The organism is Shimia sp. R9_3 (assembly GCF_017743755.1).
Classification (GTDB): domain Bacteria; phylum Pseudomonadota; class Alphaproteobacteria; order Rhodobacterales; family Rhodobacteraceae; genus Shimia.
The window spans coordinates 108,087-129,880 of sequence record NZ_JAGHRP010000008.1; the positions used below are offsets into that span (position 1 = coordinate 108,087).

At 59.2% G+C, this 21,794-nt stretch carries 21 protein-coding genes; 16 read left to right on the top strand and 5 right to left on the bottom strand.

All coding sequences use genetic code 11. The annotated features are described in order from the left end of the window. Positions 1-12: 12 nt before the first annotated feature. From J7412_RS18165 to J7412_RS18235, 15 genes are all read left to right on the top strand, one after another. Positions 13-384: a hypothetical protein gene (locus J7412_RS18165; protein ID WP_209080070.1), complete on the top strand. Its 372-nt coding sequence runs from the start codon at positions 13-15 to the stop codon at positions 382-384. A 103-nt stretch (positions 385-487) separates the two neighbouring features. Then, complete coding sequence (locus J7412_RS18170) at positions 488-892, top strand: DUF5333 domain-containing protein (RefSeq protein WP_209080072.1); 405 nt, start codon at positions 488-490, stop codon at positions 890-892. Positions 893-895: 3 nt separating this feature from the next. Further along, the gene (nuoG, locus tag J7412_RS18175; RefSeq protein WP_209080074.1) at positions 896-2,914 is read left to right on the top strand and encodes an NADH-quinone oxidoreductase subunit NuoG; all 2,019 of its coding nucleotides are present in this window, start codon (positions 896-898) and stop codon (positions 2,912-2,914) included. Between the two features lie 7 nt (positions 2,915-2,921). Continuing rightward, a complete protein-coding gene (locus J7412_RS18180; RefSeq protein WP_209080076.1) occupies positions 2,922-3,338 on the top strand; it encodes a hypothetical protein in 417 nt (138 codons plus the stop codon). A 6-nt stretch (positions 3,339-3,344) separates the two neighbouring features. After that, positions 3,345-4,385, top strand: coding sequence for an NADH-quinone oxidoreductase subunit NuoH (gene nuoH, locus J7412_RS18185; protein ID WP_209065333.1), 1,041 nt, complete (start codon positions 3,345-3,347; stop codon positions 4,383-4,385). A 1-nt stretch (position 4,386) separates the two neighbouring features. Then, entirely contained in the window at positions 4,387-4,881 is a 495-nt protein-coding gene (gene nuoI, locus J7412_RS18190) for an NADH-quinone oxidoreductase subunit NuoI (RefSeq protein ID WP_209065332.1), read from the top strand. Between the two features lie 17 nt (positions 4,882-4,898). Further along, positions 4,899-5,306, top strand: a complete 408-nt coding sequence (locus J7412_RS18195) for a carboxymuconolactone decarboxylase family protein (RefSeq protein ID WP_209065331.1) — start codon at positions 4,899-4,901, stop codon at positions 5,304-5,306. Between the two features lie 2 nt (positions 5,307-5,308). Next, a complete protein-coding gene (locus J7412_RS18200; RefSeq protein ID WP_209080216.1) occupies positions 5,309-5,911 on the top strand; it encodes an NADH-quinone oxidoreductase subunit J in 603 nt (200 codons plus the stop codon). A gap of 37 nt (positions 5,912-5,948) precedes the next feature. Continuing rightward, a complete protein-coding gene (nuoK, locus tag J7412_RS18205) occupies positions 5,949-6,254 on the top strand; it encodes an NADH-quinone oxidoreductase subunit NuoK (protein ID WP_209065330.1) in 306 nt (101 codons plus the stop codon). Between the two features lie 6 nt (positions 6,255-6,260). Then, a complete protein-coding gene (gene nuoL / locus J7412_RS18210) occupies positions 6,261-8,405 on the top strand; it encodes an NADH-quinone oxidoreductase subunit L (protein WP_209080078.1) in 2,145 nt (714 codons plus the stop codon). Next, entirely contained in the window at positions 8,405-9,949 is a 1,545-nt protein-coding gene (locus J7412_RS18215) for an NADH-quinone oxidoreductase subunit M (RefSeq protein ID WP_247738887.1), read from the top strand. The genes nuoL and J7412_RS18215 overlap by 1 nt, the downstream gene beginning before the upstream one ends. 14 nt (positions 9,950-9,963) lie before the next feature. Beyond that, on the top strand, positions 9,964-11,403 hold the full coding sequence (gene nuoN, locus J7412_RS18220) for an NADH-quinone oxidoreductase subunit NuoN (RefSeq protein ID WP_209080080.1): 1,440 nt from the start codon (positions 9,964-9,966) through the stop codon (positions 11,401-11,403). Between the two features lie 116 nt (positions 11,404-11,519). Continuing rightward, positions 11,520-12,272 carry a biotin--[acetyl-CoA-carboxylase] ligase gene (locus J7412_RS18225; protein ID WP_209080082.1) on the top strand — a complete coding sequence of 251 codons (753 nt, stop codon included), beginning with the start codon at positions 11,520-11,522 and terminating at the stop codon, positions 12,270-12,272. A 25-nt stretch (positions 12,273-12,297) separates the two neighbouring features. Then, positions 12,298-13,074: a type III pantothenate kinase gene (locus tag J7412_RS18230; protein WP_209080084.1), complete on the top strand. Its 777-nt coding sequence runs from the start codon at positions 12,298-12,300 to the stop codon at positions 13,072-13,074. Continuing rightward, entirely contained in the window at positions 13,071-14,735 is a 1,665-nt protein-coding gene (locus J7412_RS18235) for a ribonuclease J (RefSeq protein ID WP_209080085.1), read from the top strand. The genes J7412_RS18230 and J7412_RS18235 overlap by 4 nt, the downstream gene beginning before the upstream one ends. A gap of 90 nt (positions 14,736-14,825) precedes the next feature. Here the strand turns inward: J7412_RS18235 and J7412_RS18240 are convergent, their stop codons facing one another. The 5 genes from J7412_RS18240 to J7412_RS18260 form a co-directional block, all read right to left on the bottom strand. After that, positions 14,826-16,223, bottom strand: a complete 1,398-nt coding sequence (locus tag J7412_RS18240; protein WP_209080087.1) for a DEAD/DEAH box helicase — start codon at positions 16,221-16,223, stop codon at positions 14,826-14,828. A 175-nt stretch (positions 16,224-16,398) separates the two neighbouring features. Beyond that, positions 16,399-17,349, bottom strand: a complete 951-nt coding sequence (locus tag J7412_RS18245; RefSeq protein ID WP_209080089.1) for a glycosyltransferase family 2 protein — start codon at positions 17,347-17,349, stop codon at positions 16,399-16,401. Then, the gene (locus J7412_RS18250; RefSeq protein ID WP_209080091.1) at positions 17,346-18,101 is read right to left on the bottom strand and encodes a hypothetical protein; all 756 of its coding nucleotides are present in this window, start codon (positions 18,099-18,101) and stop codon (positions 17,346-17,348) included. The genes J7412_RS18245 and J7412_RS18250 overlap by 4 nt, the downstream gene beginning before the upstream one ends. Positions 18,102-18,148: 47 nt before the next feature. After that, positions 18,149-19,756, bottom strand: a complete 1,608-nt coding sequence (locus J7412_RS18255; protein WP_209080093.1) for a peptide chain release factor 3 — start codon at positions 19,754-19,756, stop codon at positions 18,149-18,151. A 76-nt stretch (positions 19,757-19,832) separates the two neighbouring features. Beyond that, the gene (locus tag J7412_RS18260) at positions 19,833-20,861 is read right to left on the bottom strand and encodes a Hint domain-containing protein (RefSeq protein WP_247744000.1); all 1,029 of its coding nucleotides are present in this window, start codon (positions 20,859-20,861) and stop codon (positions 19,833-19,835) included. A gap of 150 nt (positions 20,862-21,011) precedes the next feature. Here J7412_RS18260 and J7412_RS18265 point away from each other — a divergent pair, with 150 nt between their 5' ends. Further along, the gene (locus J7412_RS18265) at positions 21,012-21,791 is read left to right on the top strand and encodes an SDR family oxidoreductase (RefSeq protein ID WP_209080095.1); all 780 of its coding nucleotides are present in this window, start codon (positions 21,012-21,014) and stop codon (positions 21,789-21,791) included. Positions 21,792-21,794: the final 3 nt, after the last annotated feature.

Sequence of the window (21,794 nt, forward strand, 5' to 3'; positions counted from 1 at the left end):
ATGGACTTAACTATGAAGACCTCTCTGAAATCACCACGTGCCAAGGTTCTGATGATCCTTGTGGCGGCCACCGCTCTGTCTGGCTGTGGCGAGGCGTTTCGGGACAGTTTCCGCAGCAAGCGCGACCGCGTGACCTTTGACGGGCACAGCTACAAAGCCAAAGCCAACAAAGTGTCGCGGGATACGCGCGATCATTTCTCTGTCACCGTTTCACGCGCCAATCAAAGTCTGCTCGGCGCGCGTCAGGCCGGGGAATATGAGGCGTTCAAATATTGCATCGCAGAATACGGAACGACAAACGTGGATTGGCTGGTTGGCCCGGAGGATGACACCATCATTCCGGTGGACGACAAAATCACGCTGGAAGGGTTCTGTCGCCCTTGATCGGATATCAGACATACGCGGGCTGTTATTGCCTAACAGACCTCTCCGCCGCTCTGTGCAGCTTGGCAAAGGATCGCTTTGCCTGTGCAAAAGGAGTGTGCGCATGAAACGTCTGATGTCTGCTGTTGTCTTGGGAAGTCTTGTTCTCGCGGGAGGGGCCTCGGCCAAACCGTCGCTGCGGGATGTGAAAGAGATCTACGAGCCGCTTTACTGGGCGCTGGTTGCTTTTGAGATCGCTGATGTCTGTGACAGCCTCGATGGGCGCAAGCTCAAAGGCGCGACCGACGGCTGGGCGCTTGTCCGCAAAGCGCGCCAGCTGGGCTACACCAACGAGGAAATCCAGTCTTTTCTGGACTCTGACGACGAGAAGGCGCGCATGCGTGCCCGTGGCGAGGCCTATTTCAAACACAAGGGCGCCAGCTACGACAATCCGGAAACTTTCTGTGCGTTGGGGCGCGCCGAAATCGAACGAAACAGCCAGATCGGCGTGTATTTGAGGGCGAAGTAAGCCATGTCTGACCTCCGCAAGATCATCATCGACGACACCGAAGTCGAGGTAGAAAGCGCGATGACCCTGATCCAGGCCTGCGAAGTGGCCGGGATCGAAATACCGCGTTTCTGCTACCACGAGCGCCTGTCGATTGCGGGCAACTGTCGGATGTGCCTTGTGGAGGTTGTTGGCGGCCCCCCCAAACCTGCGGCCTCCTGCGCCATGCAGGTGCGCGACCTGCGCCCGGGGCCGGAAGGCCAGCCACCTGTGGTCAAAACCAACTCGCCCATGGTCAAAAAGGCGCGTGAGGGCGTGATGGAGTTCATGCTCATCAACCACCCGCTGGATTGCCCGATCTGCGATCAGGGGGGCGAATGTGACCTTCAGGATCAGGCCATGGCCTACGGCATCAGTGAAAACCGCTTCCGCGAACCCAAACGCGCGGTGGACGATCTGAACCTCGGCCCGCTTGTGGCCACCACCATGACACGCTGTATTTCCTGCACGCGCTGTGTGCGTTTCACCACCGAGGTCGCGGGCATCACTCAGATGGGTCAGACCGGGCGTGGTGAGGATGCGGAAATCACCAGCTATCTGAACGAAACTCTGGACAGCAACCTGCAGGGCAACATCATCGATCTCTGCCCGGTTGGCGCGCTGACCTCCAAGCCTTACAGCTTTACCGCGCGTCCGTGGGAGCTGACCAAGACAGAAACCATCGACGTGATGGACGCGCTTGGCTCCAACATCCGCGTTGACACAAAGGGGCGCGAAGTGATGCGCATCCTGCCGCGCAACCATGATGGCGTGAACGAAGAGTGGATTTCCGACAAAACCCGCTTTGTCTGGGACGGCCTGCGCCGCCAGCGCCTCGATCAGCCTTATGTGCGCGTGGATGGCAAGCTGAAGCCCGCCACATGGGGGGAGGCTCTTTCAGCCGCAGCCGCCGCGATGAAGGGCAAAAAGGTGGCCGGTCTCATCGGGGATCTGGTGCCGGTTGAGGCGGCTTTCGCGCTGAAGCAACTGGTTCAGAGCCTGGAAGGCAACGTGGAATGCCGCACCGACAACGCGCGCCTGCCGATTGGCAATCGCGGCGCTTATGTGGGCACTGCCACCATCGAAGACATCGAGGATGCCAAGTTCATCCAGCTGATTGGCACCAACCCGCGCGAAGAAGCGCCGGTGCTGAATGCCCGCATCCGCAAAGCCTGGCTCAAGGGCGCGCAGGTGGGCCTGATCGGTCCGGCTGTGGATCTGACGTATGAGTATGCCCATATGGGCTCTGATCGCGCCGCACTGGCCGATTTTGCACAGCATGATTTTGACAAGGTGAAAGACGCGCCGTCGATTGTGATCGTGGGCCAAGGCGCGTTGCGCGAAGCCGATGGTCTGGCTGTGCTGGCCGCCGCGCTTGAAGCCGCAGAGAAATCCAACAGCAAACTGCTGGTGCTGCACAACGCCGCTGCGCGCGTCGGTGCCATGGATGTGGGCGCTGTCACCGAAGGCGGCATGGATGCGGCCATCGACGGTGCAGAGGTGATTTACAATCTGGGTGCGGATGAGGTCGAAATCGACGCCGGTGCCTTTGTGATCTATCAGGGCAGCCACGGGGATCGCGGCGCGCACCGCGCCGATGTGATCCTGCCTGCCGCCGCATACACCGAAGAAAACGGCCTCTTTGTAAACACCGAAGGACGCCCGCAGCTCGCCATGCGCGCCGGTTTTGCGCCCGGTCAGGCCAAAGAAAACTGGGCCATCCTGCGTGCGCTGAGCGCTGAGGTGGAGGCGACACTGCCCTATGACTCGCTTGCGCAATTGCGTCAGGCGCTGATCAAAGAGGTTCCGCATCTGGGCAAAATTGATCAGGTTGCGGAAAATGACGTGGCCGCGATTGACGCGGGCCCCCTCGGCAAGGCGACTTTCCTGCCAGCGGTGAAAGACTTCTACCTGACAAACCCAATTGCCCGTGCCAGCGCGCTGATGGCGGAGCTTTCCGCCACGGCCAAGGCCCGCGGCTCAGAACAGATCGCGGCGGAATAAGCACAGGATGACACGCCTTTCCCTCCATATCACGCTTGCAGCGGCCTGTGTCACTGGGCTTGCGGCCTGTGACCCGCAATCGGGCACGGATGTGAGCCGTGGGGAGACCGCTTTTGTCCCCGACTATCAGGGGGTGGACACGCGGCTGCTGGAAGGGGATCTGGTGAATTTCCACGTTGCCATGACCGGCGCGCGGGATGCGGATGACGTGCATGATTATGCCGAATGCGCCGCCGCGCAATATACGCTGATCCGTGGCTTTGGCTTTGCCCGCCATGTGCGCACAACAACAGGCAATCAGGGCGGCCTTTGGAAGGGGGATGCGGTTTACACCATCTCTCCGGCGCTGCCCCGTGGTCTCAAAACGATTGACGCCGAAGTCATCGTCGCGAACTGCGAAGAAAACGGAATACCTACGGTGTGAGGACCCATGACTGATTTCTTTACCACCACATACCTCGGCATCTTCCTCCTGACACTTGGGCAGGTGCTTCTGGTTGTTGTGCCGCTTTTGGTCGCCTTGGCGTTCCTGCTCTATGCGGACCGGAAGATCTGGGCCGCTGTCCAGCTGCGCCGGGGGCCCAACGTGGTGGGCACCTTCGGTCTGCTGCAAAGTTTCGCGGATTTCATCAAATACGCGGTGAAAGAGATCGTCTATCCGGCGGGCGCAGACAAGGCGGTCTTCCTGCTTGCGCCTATGGTCAGCCTTGTGATGGCGCTGATTGCCTGGGCGGTGATCCCTTTTAATGACGGCTGGGTGGTCTCTGACCTCAACGTCGCCATTCTTTACGTCATGGCGATCAGTTCGCTAGAGGTCTACGGCGTCATCATGGGCGGTTGGGCCTCCAACTCCAAATACCCGTTCCTCGGCTCCCTGCGCTCTGCGGCGCAGATGATTTCTTATGAGGTGTCGCTGGGTCTGATCATCATTGGCGTGATCATCACCACCGGCTCCATGAACTTCGGCGACATCGTGAACGCGCAAGACGGCAAATACGGCGCGCTCAGCTGGTATTGGCTGCCGCATTTCCCGATGCTCTTCCTCTTCCTGATCTCGGCCATGGCGGAAACCAACCGCCCGCCGTTTGACCTGCCCGAAGCGGAATCCGAGCTGGTTGCAGGCTATCAGGTAGAATACAGCTCCACGCCGTTCCTGCTGTTCATGATCGGCGAATATGTGGCCATCGTTCTGATGTGTGCCCTCGTGTCGCTGCTGTTCCTCGGCGGCTGGCTCTCCCCGGTGAACTTCCTGCCCGATGGCATCTTCTGGATGTTTGCCAAGATCTGCTTTGTCTTCTTCATTTTCTCGATGGTGAAGGCAATCACCCCGCGCTACCGCTACGACCAGCTGATGCGCATTGGTTGGAAGGTCTTCCTGCCGATGTCTCTGGCTTGGGTTGTTCTGGTCGCGTTCCTTGCAAAATTCGAACTCTTCGGCGGCGCTTACGCTCGCTGGGCGATTGGAGGCTGATATGACGGCAATCGACTACAAACGCGCCGCCGGCTACTTCCTGCTGAAGGATTTCATTGGTGGCTTCAAACTTGGCATGAAGTATTTCTTCAAACCCAAAGCCACCGTGAACTATCCGCACGAGAAAGGCCCGTTGTCTCCTCGTTTCCGTGGCGAGCACGCCCTGCGGCGCTATCCAAACGGCGAAGAGCGCTGCATTGCCTGCAAACTCTGCGAAGCGATCTGCCCGGCACAGGCCATCACCATTGATGCGGAACCACGTGACGACGGTTCCCGCCGCACGACCCGCTATGACATCGACATGACCAAATGCATCTACTGCGGCTTCTGTCAGGAAGCCTGCCCGGTGGATGCCATTGTCGAAGGGCCAAACTTCGAATTTGCCACCGAGACCCGCGAAGAGCTGTTTTATGACAAGGAGAAACTCCTTGAGAACGGTGCCCGCTGGGAAGCGGAAATTGCCCGCAACCTCGAAATTGATGCCCCCTATCGCTGAGTGAGGATCACAGGACCATGAGCGACAGCAAAAACCCGTATCAGGCGATGTTCGCCCAGTATCAGGAGATGGCGAAAGCCTTCAATCCGGCGCTGGAGAGCTTCACGCCCAAAGGGTTTGAGGCGCTCTGGCCCACCATGCCCAAGGACGTGATGGAAATGTTCTTTGGCAACACCATCAATCAGGGCGGGCTGGATGCCAAAACCCGCCTTCTGCTGACGCTCGGGGCGCTCACCATGCTGGGCGCGCAGGCGGATGCGCAAATGCGCCTGACGGTCCGCCATCTGGTGGAAGCAGAGGCCACAAAACAAGAAATCGTGGAGACCATCGGCCAGATGTCGATGTTCGCCGGTATTCCCGCCACCACCCGCGCGATGGAAATCGTGCAGGAGGTTCTGGCGGAAAAAGAGGGAAATGACACATGACCATGGCGGCATTAGCTTTCTGGCTGTTTGCGATTTGCGTGATCGCTGGCGGGTTTTTCACCGTCATCAGCCGCAACCCCGTGCATTCGGTGCTTTGGTTGATCCTCGCGTTTCTGAGCTCGGCGGGGCTGTTTGTCCTGCTGGGGGCGGAATTTGTCGCGATGCTCTTGATCATCGTCTACGTCGGCGCGGTCGCGGTGCTCTTCCTTTTTGTGGTGATGATGCTGGATGTGGATTTTGCAGAGCTAAAGGCGGGCATGGCCCAATATATGCCGCTGGCGCTGCTCATCGGTGTGATCCTTTTGATGCAGCTTGGCATGGCTTTCGGGGTTTGGCAGTTCGCCGATGAAGCGCAGGCGCTGCGCGGCGCGGTCACACCGACGGATGCGCATAACACCGAGGCACTGGGTCTGATCCTTTATGATCAGTACTTCCTGCTGTTCCAACTGGCAGGTCTGATCCTGCTTGTGGCGATGATCGGGGCGATTGTCCTGACCCTGCGCCACCGCAAAGACATCAAGCGCCAGAACGTGCTGGAGCAGATGTGGCGGGATCCAGCAGATGCGATGGAATTGAAAGACGTAAAACCGGGGCAGGGGCTTTAAGCCGCGCCAGAAGAGAAAAAGAACCGAGGGACCAAATATGATTGGTTTGGAACATTACCTAGGCGTCGCCGCGACGCTCTTTGTTATCGGCATTTTCGGCCTCTTCCTGAACCGGAAGAACATCATCATCCTTTTGATGTCGATCGAGCTCATCTTGCTGTCAGTCAACATCAACCTGGTCGCTTTCTCGGCCTTTCTGGGGGATCTTGTCGGGCAGGTCTTTGCGCTCTTTGTGATGACAGTCGCCGCAGCTGAGGCCGCCATCGGCTTGGCCATCCTCGTCTCCTTCTTCCGCAACCGTGGCACCATCGCGGTCGAAGACGTCAACGTGATGAAAGGCTAAGCGTTCATGGAAAAGATCATACTCTTTGCGCCACTGATCGGCAGCCTGATCGCAGGCTTCGGCTGGCGCATGATTGGCGAGAAGGCCGCGCAATATCTCACAACAGGCCTGCTCTTTCTGGCCTGCCTGCTCAGCTGGATTGTCTTCCTCGGGCTGGATGCGGAACAGGTCAAACAGATCCACATACTGGATTTCATTCAATCGGGTCATCTGGACACTGCATGGGCGATCCGCGTTGACCGCCTGACAGCGATCATGCTGATCGTGGTCACCACGGTCTCTGCCCTCGTGCACCTCTATTCCATGGGCTACATGGCGCATGATGAAAACTGGGGGCAGGGCGAGCACTACAAGGCGCGTTTCTTCGCCTATCTGTCTTTCTTCACCTTCACCATGCTCATGCTGGTCACCGCCGACAACCTCCTGCAGATGTTCTTTGGCTGGGAAGGTGTGGGTGTCGCCTCCTATCTGCTCATCGGCTTTTACTACAAAAAGCCGTCCGCAAACGCGGCGGCGATCAAAGCCTTCGTGGTCAACCGCGTGGGCGATTTTGGCTTCCTTCTGGGCATCTTCGCGATCTTCTTCCTGACCGAGAGCATCAAGTTTGACGACATCTTCGCCGCGGCACCGGTCTTGGCGGAAACACAGCTTGAGTTCCTGTGGCGCGAGTGGAACGCGGCCAACTTGGTGGCCTTCCTGCTCTTCATCGGCGCGATGGGCAAATCGGCGCAATTGTTCCTGCACACCTGGCTGCCGGACGCGATGGAAGGCCCGACCCCGGTGTCCGCTCTGATCCACGCCGCCACCATGGTGACCGCCGGTGTGTTCCTGGTGTCGCGCATGTCGCCGCTGATCGAATATGCAGATGAAACCAAAGCCTTCATCGTGTTCCTCGGCGCAGCCACGGCCTTTGTCGCCGCCACCATTGGCCTTGTGCAAAACGACATCAAACGTGTGATTGCCTATTCCACCATGTCCCAGCTGGGCTACATGTTTGTTGCAGCGGGCGTTGGCGTTTACTCCGCAGCCATGTTCCACCTTTTCACCCACGCTTTCTTTAAGGCGATGCTCTTCTTGGGCGCGGGGTCTGTGATCCACGCGATGCACCACGAGCAGGACATGCGCAACTACGGCGGCCTGCGCAAAAAGATCCCTTATACTTACTGGGCCATGATGATCGGCACGCTGGCGATCACCGGCGTCGGCATCCCGCTGACCCACATCGGTTTTGCAGGCTTCCTGTCCAAAGATGCGATCATCGAGAGCGCTTGGGCAGGCACCGCTGGCGGCTTTGCCTTCTGGGCGTTGGTTGTCGCCGCGATGTTCACCAGCTTCTACAGCTGGCGTTTGATCTTCCTCACCTTCTATGGCGAGCCGCGCGGCAACAAGCACACCCATGATCACGCACATGAAAGCCCGATGGTCATGCTGATCCCGCTTGGCGTTCTGTCGCTCGGCGCGATCTTTGCCGGGATGATTTGGTTCGGCTCCTTCTTTGGCGATCATAACACGGTCAACAAATTCTATGGCGTGCCCGCGCATCATGCAGAGCACAGCGAAGGCCATGGGGACGAAGCCGCACACGGCGATGATCACGCAGAAGCCAAAGCAGATGACCACGCACATGATGACGGTCACGCTGAGAAACATGGCGATGAAGATCAAGCAGCAGTGGCTGCGGCGCATCATGGCGAAGCCCCTCAAGGCGCGATTTTCACCCATCCAAGCAACCATGTGATGGACGAAGCGCACCATGCGCCCAAATGGGTCAAGGTCAGCCCGTTCATCGCGATGGTGATCGGCTTTGTGATGGCCATGTGGTTCTACATATGGGATCCATCCATGCCCGCCAAAACCGCAGCAAGCCAGCGTCCGCTCTATCTGTTCCTGCTCAACAAATGGTACTTTGACGAGCTCTATGACGCGATCTTTGTGCGTCCGGCCCGGGCTGTCGGGGCGTTCCTTTGGAAACGCGGCGATGGCGATGTGATTGACGGCGGCATCAACGGCGTGGCCATGGGCATCGTGCCTTGGGTGACCAAAATGGCGGGCCGCGCCCAGTCCGGCTACATCTTCACCTACGCTCTGGCCATGGTGATTGGCATCGTGGCTCTGATCACATGGATGACGCTCAGCGGAGGAGCACACTAATGAACGATAGCTTGCTCTCCCTGGTCACGTTCCTGCCGACCTTTGCCGCGCTGATCCTCGTGGTCTTCCTGCGGGGCGAAGACGAAATGGCACAGCGCAACGCCAAACGTGTGGCGCTGTTTGCCACAACGGTCACCTTTTTCATCTCGCTCTTCATTCTGGCTGGGTTTGATCCAAGCAACCCGGGGTTCCAGTTCGTGGAACAGCGTGAGTGGATCATGGGCATGACCTACAAGATGGGTGTGGACGGCATCTCCGTGCTGTTTGTCATGCTCACAACCTTCATCATGCCGCTGGTGATCTGGGCGTCCTGGGATGTCCAAACCCGCGTCAAAGAATATATGGTTGCCTTCCTGCTTCTGGAAACGCTAATGCTTGGCGTGTTCATGGCGCTGGATCTGGTGCTGTTCTACCTGTTCTTTGAGGCAGGCCTCATCCCGATGTTCCTGATCATCGGGATCTGGGGTGGCAAGAACCGCATCTATGCCTCCTTCAAGTTCTTCCTCTACACCTTCCTCGGCTCAGTGCTGATGCTGGTGGCGATGGTCGGCATGTTTGTTCAGGCAGGCACCACCGACATCCCGACGCTCATGACCCATGAGTTTGCGTCTGAAACCATGAATGTTCTGGGCTTCACCGTGATTGGCGGTGTGCAGACGCTGATGTTCCTGGCCTTCTTTGCTTCTTTCGCGGTGAAGATGCCGATGTGGCCAGTACACACCTGGTTGCCCGATGCCCACGTGCAGGCGCCCACGGCTGGCTCAGTGGTGTTGGCTTCGATCCTGTTGAAGATGGGTGGCTACGGCTTCCTGCGGTTCAGCCTGCCGATGTTCCCCATCGGCTCTGAGGTCATGACCCCGCTGATCCTCTGGATGTCGGCAATCGCGATTGTCTACACCTCGCTGGTTGCACTGGTGCAGGAAGACATGAAAAAGCTGATCGCCTATTCCTCGGTGGCGCACATGGGCTACGTGACCATGGGCATCTTTGCCGCCAACCAACAGGGCATCGACGGTGCGATCTTCCAGATGCTGAGCCACGGCTTTATCTCCGGTGCGCTCTTCCTCTGTGTCGGGGTGATTTATGACCGCATGCACACCCGCGAGATCGACGCTTACGGCGGTCTGGTGAACCGCATGCCAGCCTATGCGCTGATCTTCATGTTCTTCACCATGGCCAATGTCGGCCTGCCGGGCACCTCCGGCTTTGTCGGTGAATTCCTGACCCTGATGGGTGTGTTCCAGGTCAACACCTGGGTGGCGCTGGTGGCGACAGCCGGTGTGATCTTCTCAGCGGCTTATGCGCTGTGGCTCTACCGTCGCGTGGTCTTTGGCGATCTGATCAAAGAGAGCCTCAAGTCGATCACCGACATGACCCGCCGCGAAAAGATGATCTTTGCGCCGCTGGTGGCAATGACCCTCATTCTCGGCGTCTATCCGTCGCTGATCACGGACATCATCGGCCCCTCCGTCGAAAATCTGATTTCCAACTATGACACCGCTCTGGCCCATGGCGCTGCCGCCAGCCAGATGGCATCGCACTAAGGAGCGCTTGAGACATGATTCAGGCTGATCTGAATATCATCCTGCCGGAAATCCTCCTGGCGATTTATGCCATGCTCGCGTTGGTGGCGGTGGTCTACACCGGCAAAGACAAGATGGCGGGCATGCTCACTTGGATCACAGCCGGTGTGTTTGTGCTTCTGGCCATGTGGATTGGGGCCTCTGGCACAGGTGACAATGTCGCCTTCAACGGCATGTTCCACGATGACGCCTTCTCCCGCTTTGCTAAAATCGCCATGCTGCTTTCGGGCGCTGCGGTTCTGGTGATGGGGCAGGATTATATGGCGCGGCGCGGCATGCTGCGCTTTGAATATCCGGTCCTCGTGTCGCTTGCGATGGTGGGGATGATGACCATGGTTTCCGCCGGAGATCTGATCGCGCTCTATATGGGGCTGGAGCTGCAGTCTCTGGCGCTCTATGTGGTGGCGTCTTTCCGTCGTGACAGCGTGAAATCCACCGAGGCGGGTATGAAGTACTTCCTGCTGGGTGCTTTGTCCTCTGGCCTGCTGCTCTATGGCTCTTCGCTTGTTTACGGCTTTGCAGGCACAACGCAGTTCAGCGGCATCATCGACGTGGCTGGCCATGGCGACACCCCGCTTGGTCTTCTCTTTGGCCTGACCTTTGTGGTCGCGGGGCTCGCGTTCAAAGTGTCCGCCGTGCCGTTTCACATGTGGACGCCGGATGTCTATGAGGGCGCTCCAACGCCGATCACCGCCTTCTTCGCCACCGCGCCAAAGCTTGCGGCGATGGGTCTCTTTGCCCGCGTGCTGTTTGATGCTTTTGGCGGCGTGGTTGCGGATTGGCAGCAGATCATCGCGCTTCTGTCGGTGCTGTCGATGTTCCTTGGCGCAGTGGCCGCAATTGGCCAGCGCAACATCAAACGCCTGATGGCCTATTCCTCGATTGCCCATATGGGCTATGCGCTGATGGGTCTTGCCTCCGGTACCGCTTTGGGGATCGAGGCGATGCTGGTCTATATGGCGATCTACGTCACCATGAACATCGGCACCTTTGCCTTTATCCTGTCGATGGAGAAAGACGGCCAGCCGGTGGTCGATATCTCAGCGCTCAACATGTATTCCAAGCGCGCGCCGGGCCGGGCGCTGGCGATGCTGTTCCTGCTGTTCTCGCTGGCGGGTGTGCCGCCTTTCCTCGGCTTCTTTGGCAAACTCTATGTGCTGCGCGCGGCCTTTGATGCGGGCCTTGCATGGCTGGCGGTCGCTGGTGTGATCGCCTCGGTGATCGGGGCGTTCTACTATCTGCGCATTGTCTACTTCATGTACTTTGGCGAAGAGCGTGACGCGCTCGACGCACCGCGGTCTCCGGTACAGCACCTCATGCTGGTGCTGAGCGCGGCCGTGATGCTGCTGGGCGTGGTGAACTTCTTTGGCGTGGATACGGCCGCACAGGCCGCCGCCGTGGCCCTGCTGCAATAACCCGCTTGCATTTTCGCATCCGGACGTTGATTGTGACGCGCCCCACGGGGCGCGTCGCCTTTTTTGAAAGCGCGCTGCGTGAGGGCGCTTTTCGACCTGTAAGAAGATAAAAACACATGAGCAATTGGCCCGAGGGGTATGGCCGCCGCGTTCTGGCGGAAGTCGACAGCACCAATGCAGAAGCCGCGCGCATTGCACCGCAACTGGCCGCGCCTGAGTGGATCCTGGGCCTGCGCCAGACCAAGGGTCGTGGCCGCCGTGGTCGTGCTTGGGTCGATCCGGTTGGCAACTTTGCCGCCACCTTGGTGATGCGCCCGGCAGAAAGCCCCGATCAGGTCGCTCTGCGGTCTTTCGTGGCGGCTTTGGCGCTCTACGATGCCTTTGTTGCCGTCACTGGTCGCAGTGATGGGTTGGCGCTCAAATGGCCAAACGACGTGTTGCTGAACGGCGGCAAAGTGGCGGGCATCCTGCTGGAGAGCGCGGGTTTTGCCGGTGGCGCGGTCAGCCATATCGCCATTGGCATCGGCGTAAACCTCGCCCACGCGCCCGACACCGGCGCTGTCGAAGCACAGGCCACGCGCCCGGTCTCTCTGCTCTCTGAAACCGGCGCCTCCGTTGATCCGGAAAGCTTCCTTGAAGCGCTGGCCACCGCCTATGCCCGCTGGGAGGCACAGTTTTCCACCTATGGGTTTGAACCGATCCGCACCGCCTGGCTCACGCGCGCAGCGCGCATTGGCGAAGTCATGACGGCACGTACCACCCGTGAGGAGACCACCGGCACCTTTGAAACGGTGGACAGCGCTGGAAATCTGGTGTTGAAGACCGCGAAGGGCCGCATTGCCATAGCTGCGGCAGATATCTTTTTCTGATCCACGCAACAGGGGGATCTGCGCCATGCTTCTTGCCATCGACTGCGGCAACACCAACACTGTGTTCTCGATCTGGGACGGGGAGAAATTCCTGTGCACCCTGCGCACGTCGACCCACCATGCACGCACGGCAGACGCTTACTTCACCTGGTACTCGACCCTGATCAATCACTACGGCATCGACGCAGACATCACCGATGTGATCATCTCCTCTACCGTGCCGCGTGTGGTCTGGAACCTGCGCGTATTCGCCGACCGGTTCTTCAACTGCCGCCCTCTGGTGGTGGGCAAGCCTGAGTGCAAACTGCCGCATCAGCCGCGTGTGGATCAGGGCACCCAGCCGGGGCCAGATCGTCTGGCCAATGCGGTGGGCGCCTATGATCGCCACGGCGGCAATGTGGTGGTGGTGGATTTTGGCACCGCCACGAACTTTGATGTGGTCGCCGAAGATGGCGCCTATGTGGGCGGTGTGATTGCCCCCGGCGTGAACCTCAGCCTTGAGGCGCTGCACTCCGGTGCCGCCGCATTGCCACATGTGGACGTCAGTCAGCCGGAAAAGGTGATCGGCACCAACACGGTTGGCTGTATTCAATCAGGTGTGTTCTGGGGATACACCGGCCTGATCGAAGGCATTATCTCCCGGATCAAAGCGGAATATGGCGCACCGATGAAAGTGGTGGGCACGGGTGGTCTTGCGCCGCTCTTTGAGCAGGGCGATCACCTGTTTGACACCATCGAAGATGATTTGACGATGCACGGATTGACCGTCATCCACGACTTTAACAAGGAGCAGGGCGCATGAGCGACCGCTTGATCTATCTGCCGCTTGGCGGTTCTGGCGAAATTGGCATGAATGCCTATGTCTATGGCTACGGGCCAGCAGACAATGAGCGTCTTATTCTGGTGGACATTGGTGTTGCGTTTTCCGACATGGAAACCAGCCCCGGTGTGGACCTTATCTTTGCTGATATTCGCTGGCTTGAAGAAAACAAACACCGGCTGGAGGCGATCTTCATCACCCACGGCCATGAAGATCACATCGGCGCGGTCGGGCATTACTGGGAGCGCCTCGGTGTGCCGGTCTACGCCCGCACATTCACCGCCAATCTGGCCCGTCACAAGATGGCGGACCGCGGCCAGCCCGAAGAGGTGGTGCGCACGGTCTCTGCCTGGCCCGAAGTGACCGAAGCCGGCCCGTTCAAGGTTGGGTTCCTGCCGGTCAGCCACTCCATCCCGGAAAGCGCCGCTTTGGTGATCGACAGCCCCGCAGGCCGCGTGATCCACTCCGGTGACTTCAAGCTCGATGAAACCCCGCTTGTGGGCGAGCCTTTTGACCCGGCTTTGTGGGCAGAGGTTGCCAAAGACGGCGTCAATGCGCTGATCTGTGACAGCACCAATGTGTTCTCACCCCACGCAGGCCGTTCGGAGGCCTCTGTTGGGCCAGAGATCGAGGCACTGGTTGCCAAAGCGCCCAATATGGTGGTCGCCACCACCTTTGCCTCCAATGTGGCCCGCGTAAAAACGCTGGCCGAGGCGGGCGAGCGGGCAGGGCGTTCCATCTGCCTCATGGGCCGCGCCATGCGCCGCATGATCGAAGCCGCGATCCAGACCGGCGTGCTCGACAGCTTCCCCAAAGTGGTCAGCCCTGAAGATGCCGCGAGCATCCCGCGTGAAAATCTGATGCTCTTGGTCACCGGCTCTCAAGGGGAGCGCCGCGCCGCCAGCGCACAGCTCGCCCGTGGCAAATACAATGGCATCAAACTGAAAGAAGGCGATCTCTTCCTCTTTAGCTCCAAGACTATTCCGGGCAACGAAAAAGGTGTGATCCGCATCATCAACCAATTCTCCGAAATGGGTGTGGATGTGGTGGATGACAGCTCTGGTAAATACCACGTCTCCGGCCACGCCAACCGTCCGGACCTCAAACGCCTGCATGACATCGTGAACCCAACCATGGTGATCCCCAACCACGGCGAACACCGTCACCTGCGCGAGCACGCCAAGCTCGCCAACGAAGGGGGCCGCGCCTCTATCGTAGCGGTGAATGGCACCATGCTGGAACTTTCCGGGGACCAGCCCTCGATTGCGGGCTACGTCGAAACCGGGCGTACCTATCTGGATGGCACCGCGCAGATCGGCGCGCTGGACGGCATCGTGCGCGATCGTATCCGCATGGCGCTCAATGGCCATGTGCTTGTGACCGTGCTGCTGGACGAAGATGACGAGCCGCTTGGGGATGCCTGGTGCGAGGTCATGGGCCTGTCAGAAATGGGCCGCTCGCAAGCGCCGCTGGTTGACGTGCTGGAAGAGGACATCACCCAGTTCCTGGGCCGCGCCAAAGAGAAAACACTGGCGGATGATGACAAGCTTGAAGGTGAAATTCGCCGGATCGTGCGCAATTCTGCCCGTGATGAGATCGGCAAAAAGCCCGAAGTCACCGTGGTGCTCAGCCGCCTGAGCTGATCTAACTGTGCTGACCTTTGCTCAGATCTCAAAACCACAGCAATCAAAAAGGGCCCCTCGGGGCCCTTTGTCGTTTCACGCAGGCTGTGTTTAGCCCGCCGCGTTTTCCGCATCGCGCCGCTCTTCAAAGCTCAGCGCAATAAAGCTTGGCAGATGGTCACCCATGCCCACCACGCGGTTGTCATCGCGCCGGTCATGACGGCCACGGCCGCGTCCACGGTTTGAACGGCCACGTGGCTCTTCCTGCGCAGGCAGTTCCAGCGCCTCCACCACGTTTGGTTTCTCTTCGGCCTTCTTGGAAGTCTCTTCCTTCGGCTTGCGGGCTTTGCGCGGCTCCGGCTTCACCGGATTTTCCACGCGCGGGATCTCTTTCTGGATCAGCGCTTCCACCGCTTCGAAGGCTTTTTCGTCCCGCGGATTGCAGATCGTAAACGCCTTGCCTTCGCGACCGGCACGACCTGTCCGGCCAATGCGGTGCACATAGTCTTCGGCATGGCCCGGCACATCAAAGTTGAACACATGGCTCACACTTGGCACATCCAGTCCGCGTGCCGCCACATCAGAGGCCACGAGAATACGCAGCTCTCCATTCCGGAAGGATTCCAGCGTCTTGGTGCGCTGCGACTGGTCCAGATCCCCGTGGATCGGCGCGGCATCATAGCCGTATTTCTTCAGTGATTTTGCGCAGATATCCACATCCGTTTTGCGGTTGCAGAAGATGATCGCGTTGCTGCAGGCTTCACCTTCACCGTCGATCAGCGCGCGCAGAACCTTGCGTTTCTCGCTGCCTTCACGATCACGGCGGGAGGCTTTGAACATGACAACGCCTTGCTCAATGGTCTCGCTTGCGGTCGCCTGACGTGCCACTTCCACCCGCTCCGGGTTGGAGAGGAAGGTGTTGGTGATCCGCTCAATTTCCGGCGCCATGGTGGCGGAGAAAAACAGCGTCTGGCGGGTGAAAGGTGTGAGGCCAAAGATCCGCTCGATGTCAGGGATAAAGCCCATGTCCAGCATCCGGTCAGCTTCATCCACCACCATGACTTTCACGTCAGACAGGATCAGCTTGCCGCGCTCGAAATGGTCCAGCAGACGGCCCGGTGTGGCGATCAGCACATCGACGCCTTTGTCGATGATCGCTTCCTGCTCTTTAAAGCTCACTCCGCCAATCAGCAGCGCTTTGGTCAGCTTCAGATATTTGGAATAGGTGTCAAAGTTCTCCGCCACCTGTGCGGCCAGTTCTCGTGTCGGGCAGAGCACAAGGCTGCGCGGCATGCGCGCCCGCGCACGTCCCCGCGCCAGCAGCGACAACATCGGCAGGGTGAAGCTTGCGGTCTTACCGGTGCCGGTTTGCGCAATGCCAAGAACGTCCCGGCCTTCGAGCGCGGATGGAATCGCCCCGGCTTGAATTGGGGTCGGCGTTTCGTAGCCCGCTTCGCTGATTGCTTTCAGCACCTTAGGGTTCAGGTTCAGGTCAGAAAATTTTGTCATTTGTATCCGTGGTTTACGGACACGACTTGGCCCGTAGCGGCTTTGGGATCAGGCCCGGCTGGCCCCGCAACACATGGCGATATCGATCCTCGGCGCCTTCTATCGCACAGAAGGCTTTAGGTCAATGAAACCAGCGAGTTCCCACCGGTTTGACGTAAAGTGAGAAACATTTGCCTCAAAAATCGGGGAAGTGTTTCCGGCGTTTTGCGTCCAAATCCAGCACATGTTCCTGCAAGACCCCACGCTCCCGCAGGCGCTGCGTCAGCTCAGGCGTGGCCAGACAGGCCTCCTCATAAAACCGCCGCAGCCCATCCGGCTCCTTGGCCAGATGGTTAAAAAGCTTATGCAGATTGAGGCCGCCCTCATCTTCCGGAACAGCCGCCCCCAGCTCGTCACGGTAAGACCCCTTTTTGTGGCGATAGGTGAAACTTTTCTGCCAATGATCCCACCCTGTGGTGTGCAGGTGCAGAAGCCTGGTATCGATCAGCTCCATCTGCCCCGGGTTGCGCACCCCATTCTGCATCACATTGTGGATCTTCACCTTCATATCGCTCTGCTTGGTGCGCATGAAGATTTTACCAGCCACATGGCTGACAAACCCGCCTTTCAGATAGGGCGCAAAGGTCGGATAAATTTCCGCCACCAGACGGCTGCGATCATCTTTGTTGGCGATGAAGCCTTTGAACAGGCGCGGCTCCGCGCCTTCCTCCATCGGCGCCAACGCCTCAGCAGGGCGCACGCGCGCGGTCAGGCAGCTCTCTGGCAGGGCGGCAAGATGATCTGCGATGGCACGCTCCGACCACAAAAACTCATCCACATCAATATGCAGCAGCCAATCTAGATCTCGCGCGCGACTATAGGCGTGGCGCGCGTTGTAGGACTGACGGTTCTGGTGCATCGGCGGACGTTTGCCCCGCGCCTTGATCCAGTAGTTCTCACCGGTGCTCACAGGCGTGATCTTCGGATGCGCCTTCAGCAGCGCTTTGGCCTCTGGATTTGGGGCGTCCAGATAGATCCAAAGATGGCTTGCCCCCAGCTCCAGATGGTGCGCGGCAAAGTTCAGGATGTCTTCGGCGGAGGCTTTGATGGTCGCAACCACACCCCAGGTTGGCTTTTGCGTCGTCATTTCCGTGCCTGTTGCCGCTCTCGTTTTGCCCGCATCTGCGACAGGCGCCGGAACACGCCGCCCGGTTCCGCAATCAGCTCGCCCAGCAAATGTTCAGCCAGCGGCGCAATCACCGGATCGGTCTTGGCCAACTCCCAGATCGGGGCGATCAGGTTGATATCCAACCCGCCATGGACCAGCGAAAACGGCTCCATATCCAGCGGGAGCCGGGTTTTGACCCGCTTGCCAAAGCCATGCTCCTTTTCAGGGGTCAGGCCGCTGAAACTGCGCTCAAATTCATAGAGCTTCATCATGCCAAAGAGCATCTTTAGGGCTTGGCCAACTTCCCGCTGCGCTGGCGTGTCTCCGTGGTCGGCAAAAGTCTGCACCGCGCTCACCTGCCAGCGCAAATTTAGCGCGCCAATCAGATGCGCATGTTCTTCTGCCCAGATCCGCCGAAACAGCGCAGCGGTTTGCGGCGGCTGCGCGCGTTTGCGCAGGTTGGAAATCAACTGCGCATTCAGAAAGGCCAGCGCGCTCTGGCCGACAAATTCTTCCGCAATCTGCCGACGTTTGCGCGCCCAGCTTGTCTTTGGGTCATCCGGCTGCTTTTGCGTTGCGCTCTCGGGTACGATTTCAGCCTTCAACGCGGCCAGATCCACATCCAGCGGCGGCAGGTCTTCGGGACCAAACTCAAAGGGGTCGCGCCGCCCCTCATAACGCGCGAGCATATAGGCAAAGCCGCCCGGATAGGTGAGGGTGTCGTCGGTCATGGCGCGATGTTTGCACGGGGGCATCCCCCGTGCAATCTCAGACTGTATCAGACCATCATTTCCTTGGTGGCCGTCAGCGTCACATCCGGATAGTCGCGCGCCACGCGGTCGATATCCCATTGCAAACGCGTCAGAAACACCACGTCGCCATCATGGTCATAGCTGATGTGCTGCTTGTTCATGTCGGCAAATTTCTCAACCGCCTGACGCTCGCCATTGACCCAACGGGCCGAGGTGAACTGGCTCTGTTCAAAGCGCACCGGCAGGCCGTATTCCATCTCGATCCGGCTGGCGAGCACTTCAAACTGAAGCTGACCAACCACACCGACGATGAAGCCGGACCCGATCATTGGCTTGAACACTTTGGCCGCGCCTTCTTCGGCGAATTGCATCAGCGCCTTTTCAAGGTGCTTTGCTTTCATCGGATCGCCTGCGCGAATGCCTTGCAGCAGTTCCGGCGCAAAGCTTGGAATGCCGGAAACGCGCAGCGCCTCGCCTTCGGTCAGCGTGTCGCCGATCCGCAGTTGCCCGTGGTTGGGAATGCCGATGATATCGCCTGCCCAGGCCTCGTCTGCGAGCTCGCGGTCAGAGGCGAGGAAGAGCACCGGATTGGAAATCGCCATCGGCTTTTTGGTGCGCACATGGGTCAGTTTCATGCCGCGCTTGAAGTGTCCGGAGGCCATACGCACAAACGCCACACGGTCGCGGTGTTTGGGGTCCATATTGGCCTGCACTTTGAACACAAAGCCCGCGACCTTCTTTTCCTCAGGCGCAATCTCGCGCGGCTGCGCGGTCTGCACCTGTGGCTCCGGACCATAAGAGCCAATGCCATCCATCAGTTCTTTCACCCCAAAAGAGTTGATCGCAGAGCCAAACCAGATCGGGGTCATATGCCCTTCCAGCACCGCCTGCGGATCAAGCTGCGGCAACAGCTCCTTGGCCATTTCAACCTCTTCCTGCAGCTTCTCCAGCAGATGCGCAGGCACGTGGTCGGCCAGTTTCGGATCGTTCAAACCGTCAATCTGAATGGTCTCGGCGATCACATTCCGGTCCGCACGGTCCATCAGCTCCAGACGGTCGTTGAGCATGTCATAACAGCCCAGGAACTCGCGCCCCATGCCAATCGGCCAGCTCGCCGGTGTCACGTCAATCGCGAGGTTTTCCTGAATCTCGTCAATGATATCAAAGGTATCGCGGCTCTCGCGGTCCATCTTGTTACAGAATGTCAGGATCGGCAGGTCGCGCAGTCGGCACACCTCAAACAGCTTCTGCGTCTGGCTTTCCACACCTTTGGCGCCGTCGATCACCATCACCGCCGCATCCACCGCAGTCAGCGTGCGATAGGTGTCTTCGGAGAAGTCGCTGTGGCCCGGTGTGTCCACCAGATTGAAGCGGAAGTTGCCAAAATCAAAGGACATTGCAGAGGCCGACACGGAGATCCCGCGATCTTTCTCCATCTGCATAAAGTCCGAACGTGTCCGCCGTGCCTCACCTTTGGCACGCACCTGACCCGCCATCTGGATCGCACCACCATAGAGCAGGAATTTTTCCGTCAGCGTGGTTTTCCCGGCGTCCGGGTGCGAAATGATCGCAAACGTACGGCGGCGCGCAATCTCGGGCGGCAATTCGGGGCGGTTTGTGCTCGTGTCCAACATGGTCGCGCGTATAGGCGCGCGCGCTCATTTTCGCAAGGAAAAGCAGAGGGCAGGGCTGCGTGCAGCCCCGGCCGCGTTACTTGGAAGACGCCCGTTTCAAAAGCTCCACCGCGTCCGGACGGTTCAGCAGGCTTTCATGCACTTCCAGATGCCCCACCGGCCCGCCACGTGTGCTGTTATTGGCCGCTTTGCGTTGCAGCCGCTCTGTGACCTCTTTGGGCACAGCCGGCCGCGTGCGCGTGTCCATCTGCATGGTTTCGGCTGAAATGCCTTCGGCAAAGATGATCTGATGGGTGTCAAACATCAGCTGGTAGTAATCCACAAAGCCACCTTCGGCGGCATAGACGGTCTCACCGTTCACCAGATGGCGCGCTTTGATCAGCAATTCGCTGCGCCCCACACCGATGTGGTCATGACGCTGATAGACAAACAGGCGATGGTCCGGGCTCACCCGCAGATCGCCCGCGTTGTTGAGCGTGCCTTTGGTGATCACAATCGGGGCAAATTCGCCGCTGGCGCGCTGCACCGAATGGCCGATCCAGCGCAATTCCTGTGGGCCGTCATCACGGGTCAGAACGCGGTCGCCCACTTTCAGGTCCTCGACCTTGCGCTGCTCTCCGGTGGCCATGGTGATATGTGTGCCGCTGGTAAAGCTGACACAGGCCAGCTGCGCGAGCCGCGTCGAGGCCGCGTTGCGGTCGATCCCGACCAGCGCGTAATCGGTTTTGGGTGTCAGAGGCGCAAGCGCTGCGCCGTAAATCTGGACCACGCCGCCTGCGTCATCCACTTCAACCAGCACCAGCACTTCGATGGTGTCTCCGCTAGGCGGCATGAATGTGGCGACGCAATCCAGAAACACCCGCGCGTCTTTGGTGCCAAGCCCGCGGTCGCTGGCGACAAAATGCTGTCCATCCGCATCGGTGCGCAATGACAGGCTTTTCACCTGCGCATCCATCGACAGCGCATAGATGTCATCCAGAACAAGCTCTTGGGCAAAAGACAAAGAATCCCCGAGGTTCGCGCCATCTGTGACGTGAAACGCTTCTGCGAGATACACAGGCAGCCGCTGGGACGGCATCGCGGTGTCCTGAACCTGTGAATACATGGTCTACCTTCTCGTTACTTCTCTTATGGGCAGCGCCGATCCCTAAAATTATCGTTCAATTGTGGCAGCAGAAAGCCGAGCCTTCGGCATATTGCTGGCATCCTTAGAGAATTAGGTATTTCTTAGCCACATTACAAAGGGGAGAATCGCATGGAATTGGGAATCAAAGGTAAACGCGCGCTCGTCTGTGCGTCCTCAAAGGGTCTGGGGCTGGGATGCGCCCGCGCTTTGGCCGCCGAAGGTGTGGATCTGATCATGAACGCACGCGGTGCCGAGGCACTGGAAGCCTCCGCCGCAGCGATTCGCGAAGAGTTTGGCGTCAAGGTCGAGGCCATCGCCTGTGACGTGACCACGCCGGAGGGGCAGGCCAAGCTCATTGAGGCGGCGCAGGGCGTCGATATTCTGGTCAACAACGCGGGCGGCCCGCCTCCCGGCATGTGGACCGATTGGGACCGCGACGATTTTATTTCGGCGCTGGATGCCAATATGCTCGCGCCCATCGCGCTGATCAAAGCGTTGGTGCCGGGCATGATGGAGCGCGGCTGGGGCCGTGTGGTCAACATCACTTCGGTGTCTGTGAAATCCCCGATTCCGGTTCTGGGTCTGTCCAACGCTGCGCGCGCCGGCCTCACCGGCTATGTGGCGGGCACCGCTCGTCAGGTCGCAGGCACAGGCGTGACCATCAACAACCTGCTGCCCGGCATCCACGCCACCGACCGCGCCGTGGCGTTGGACACGGCCGTGACCCAACAGCAGGGCATCTCCATGGAAGAGGCACAGGCCCAACGCGCCGCGACCATCCCCGCAGGCCGCTATGGCACCGCAGATGAGTTTGGCGCCACCTGTGCCTTCCTCTGCTCGCATCATGCGGGCTTTATCGTGGGCCAAAACGTGCTGTTGGACGGCGGTGCCTTTGCCTCCGCGATGTGATCT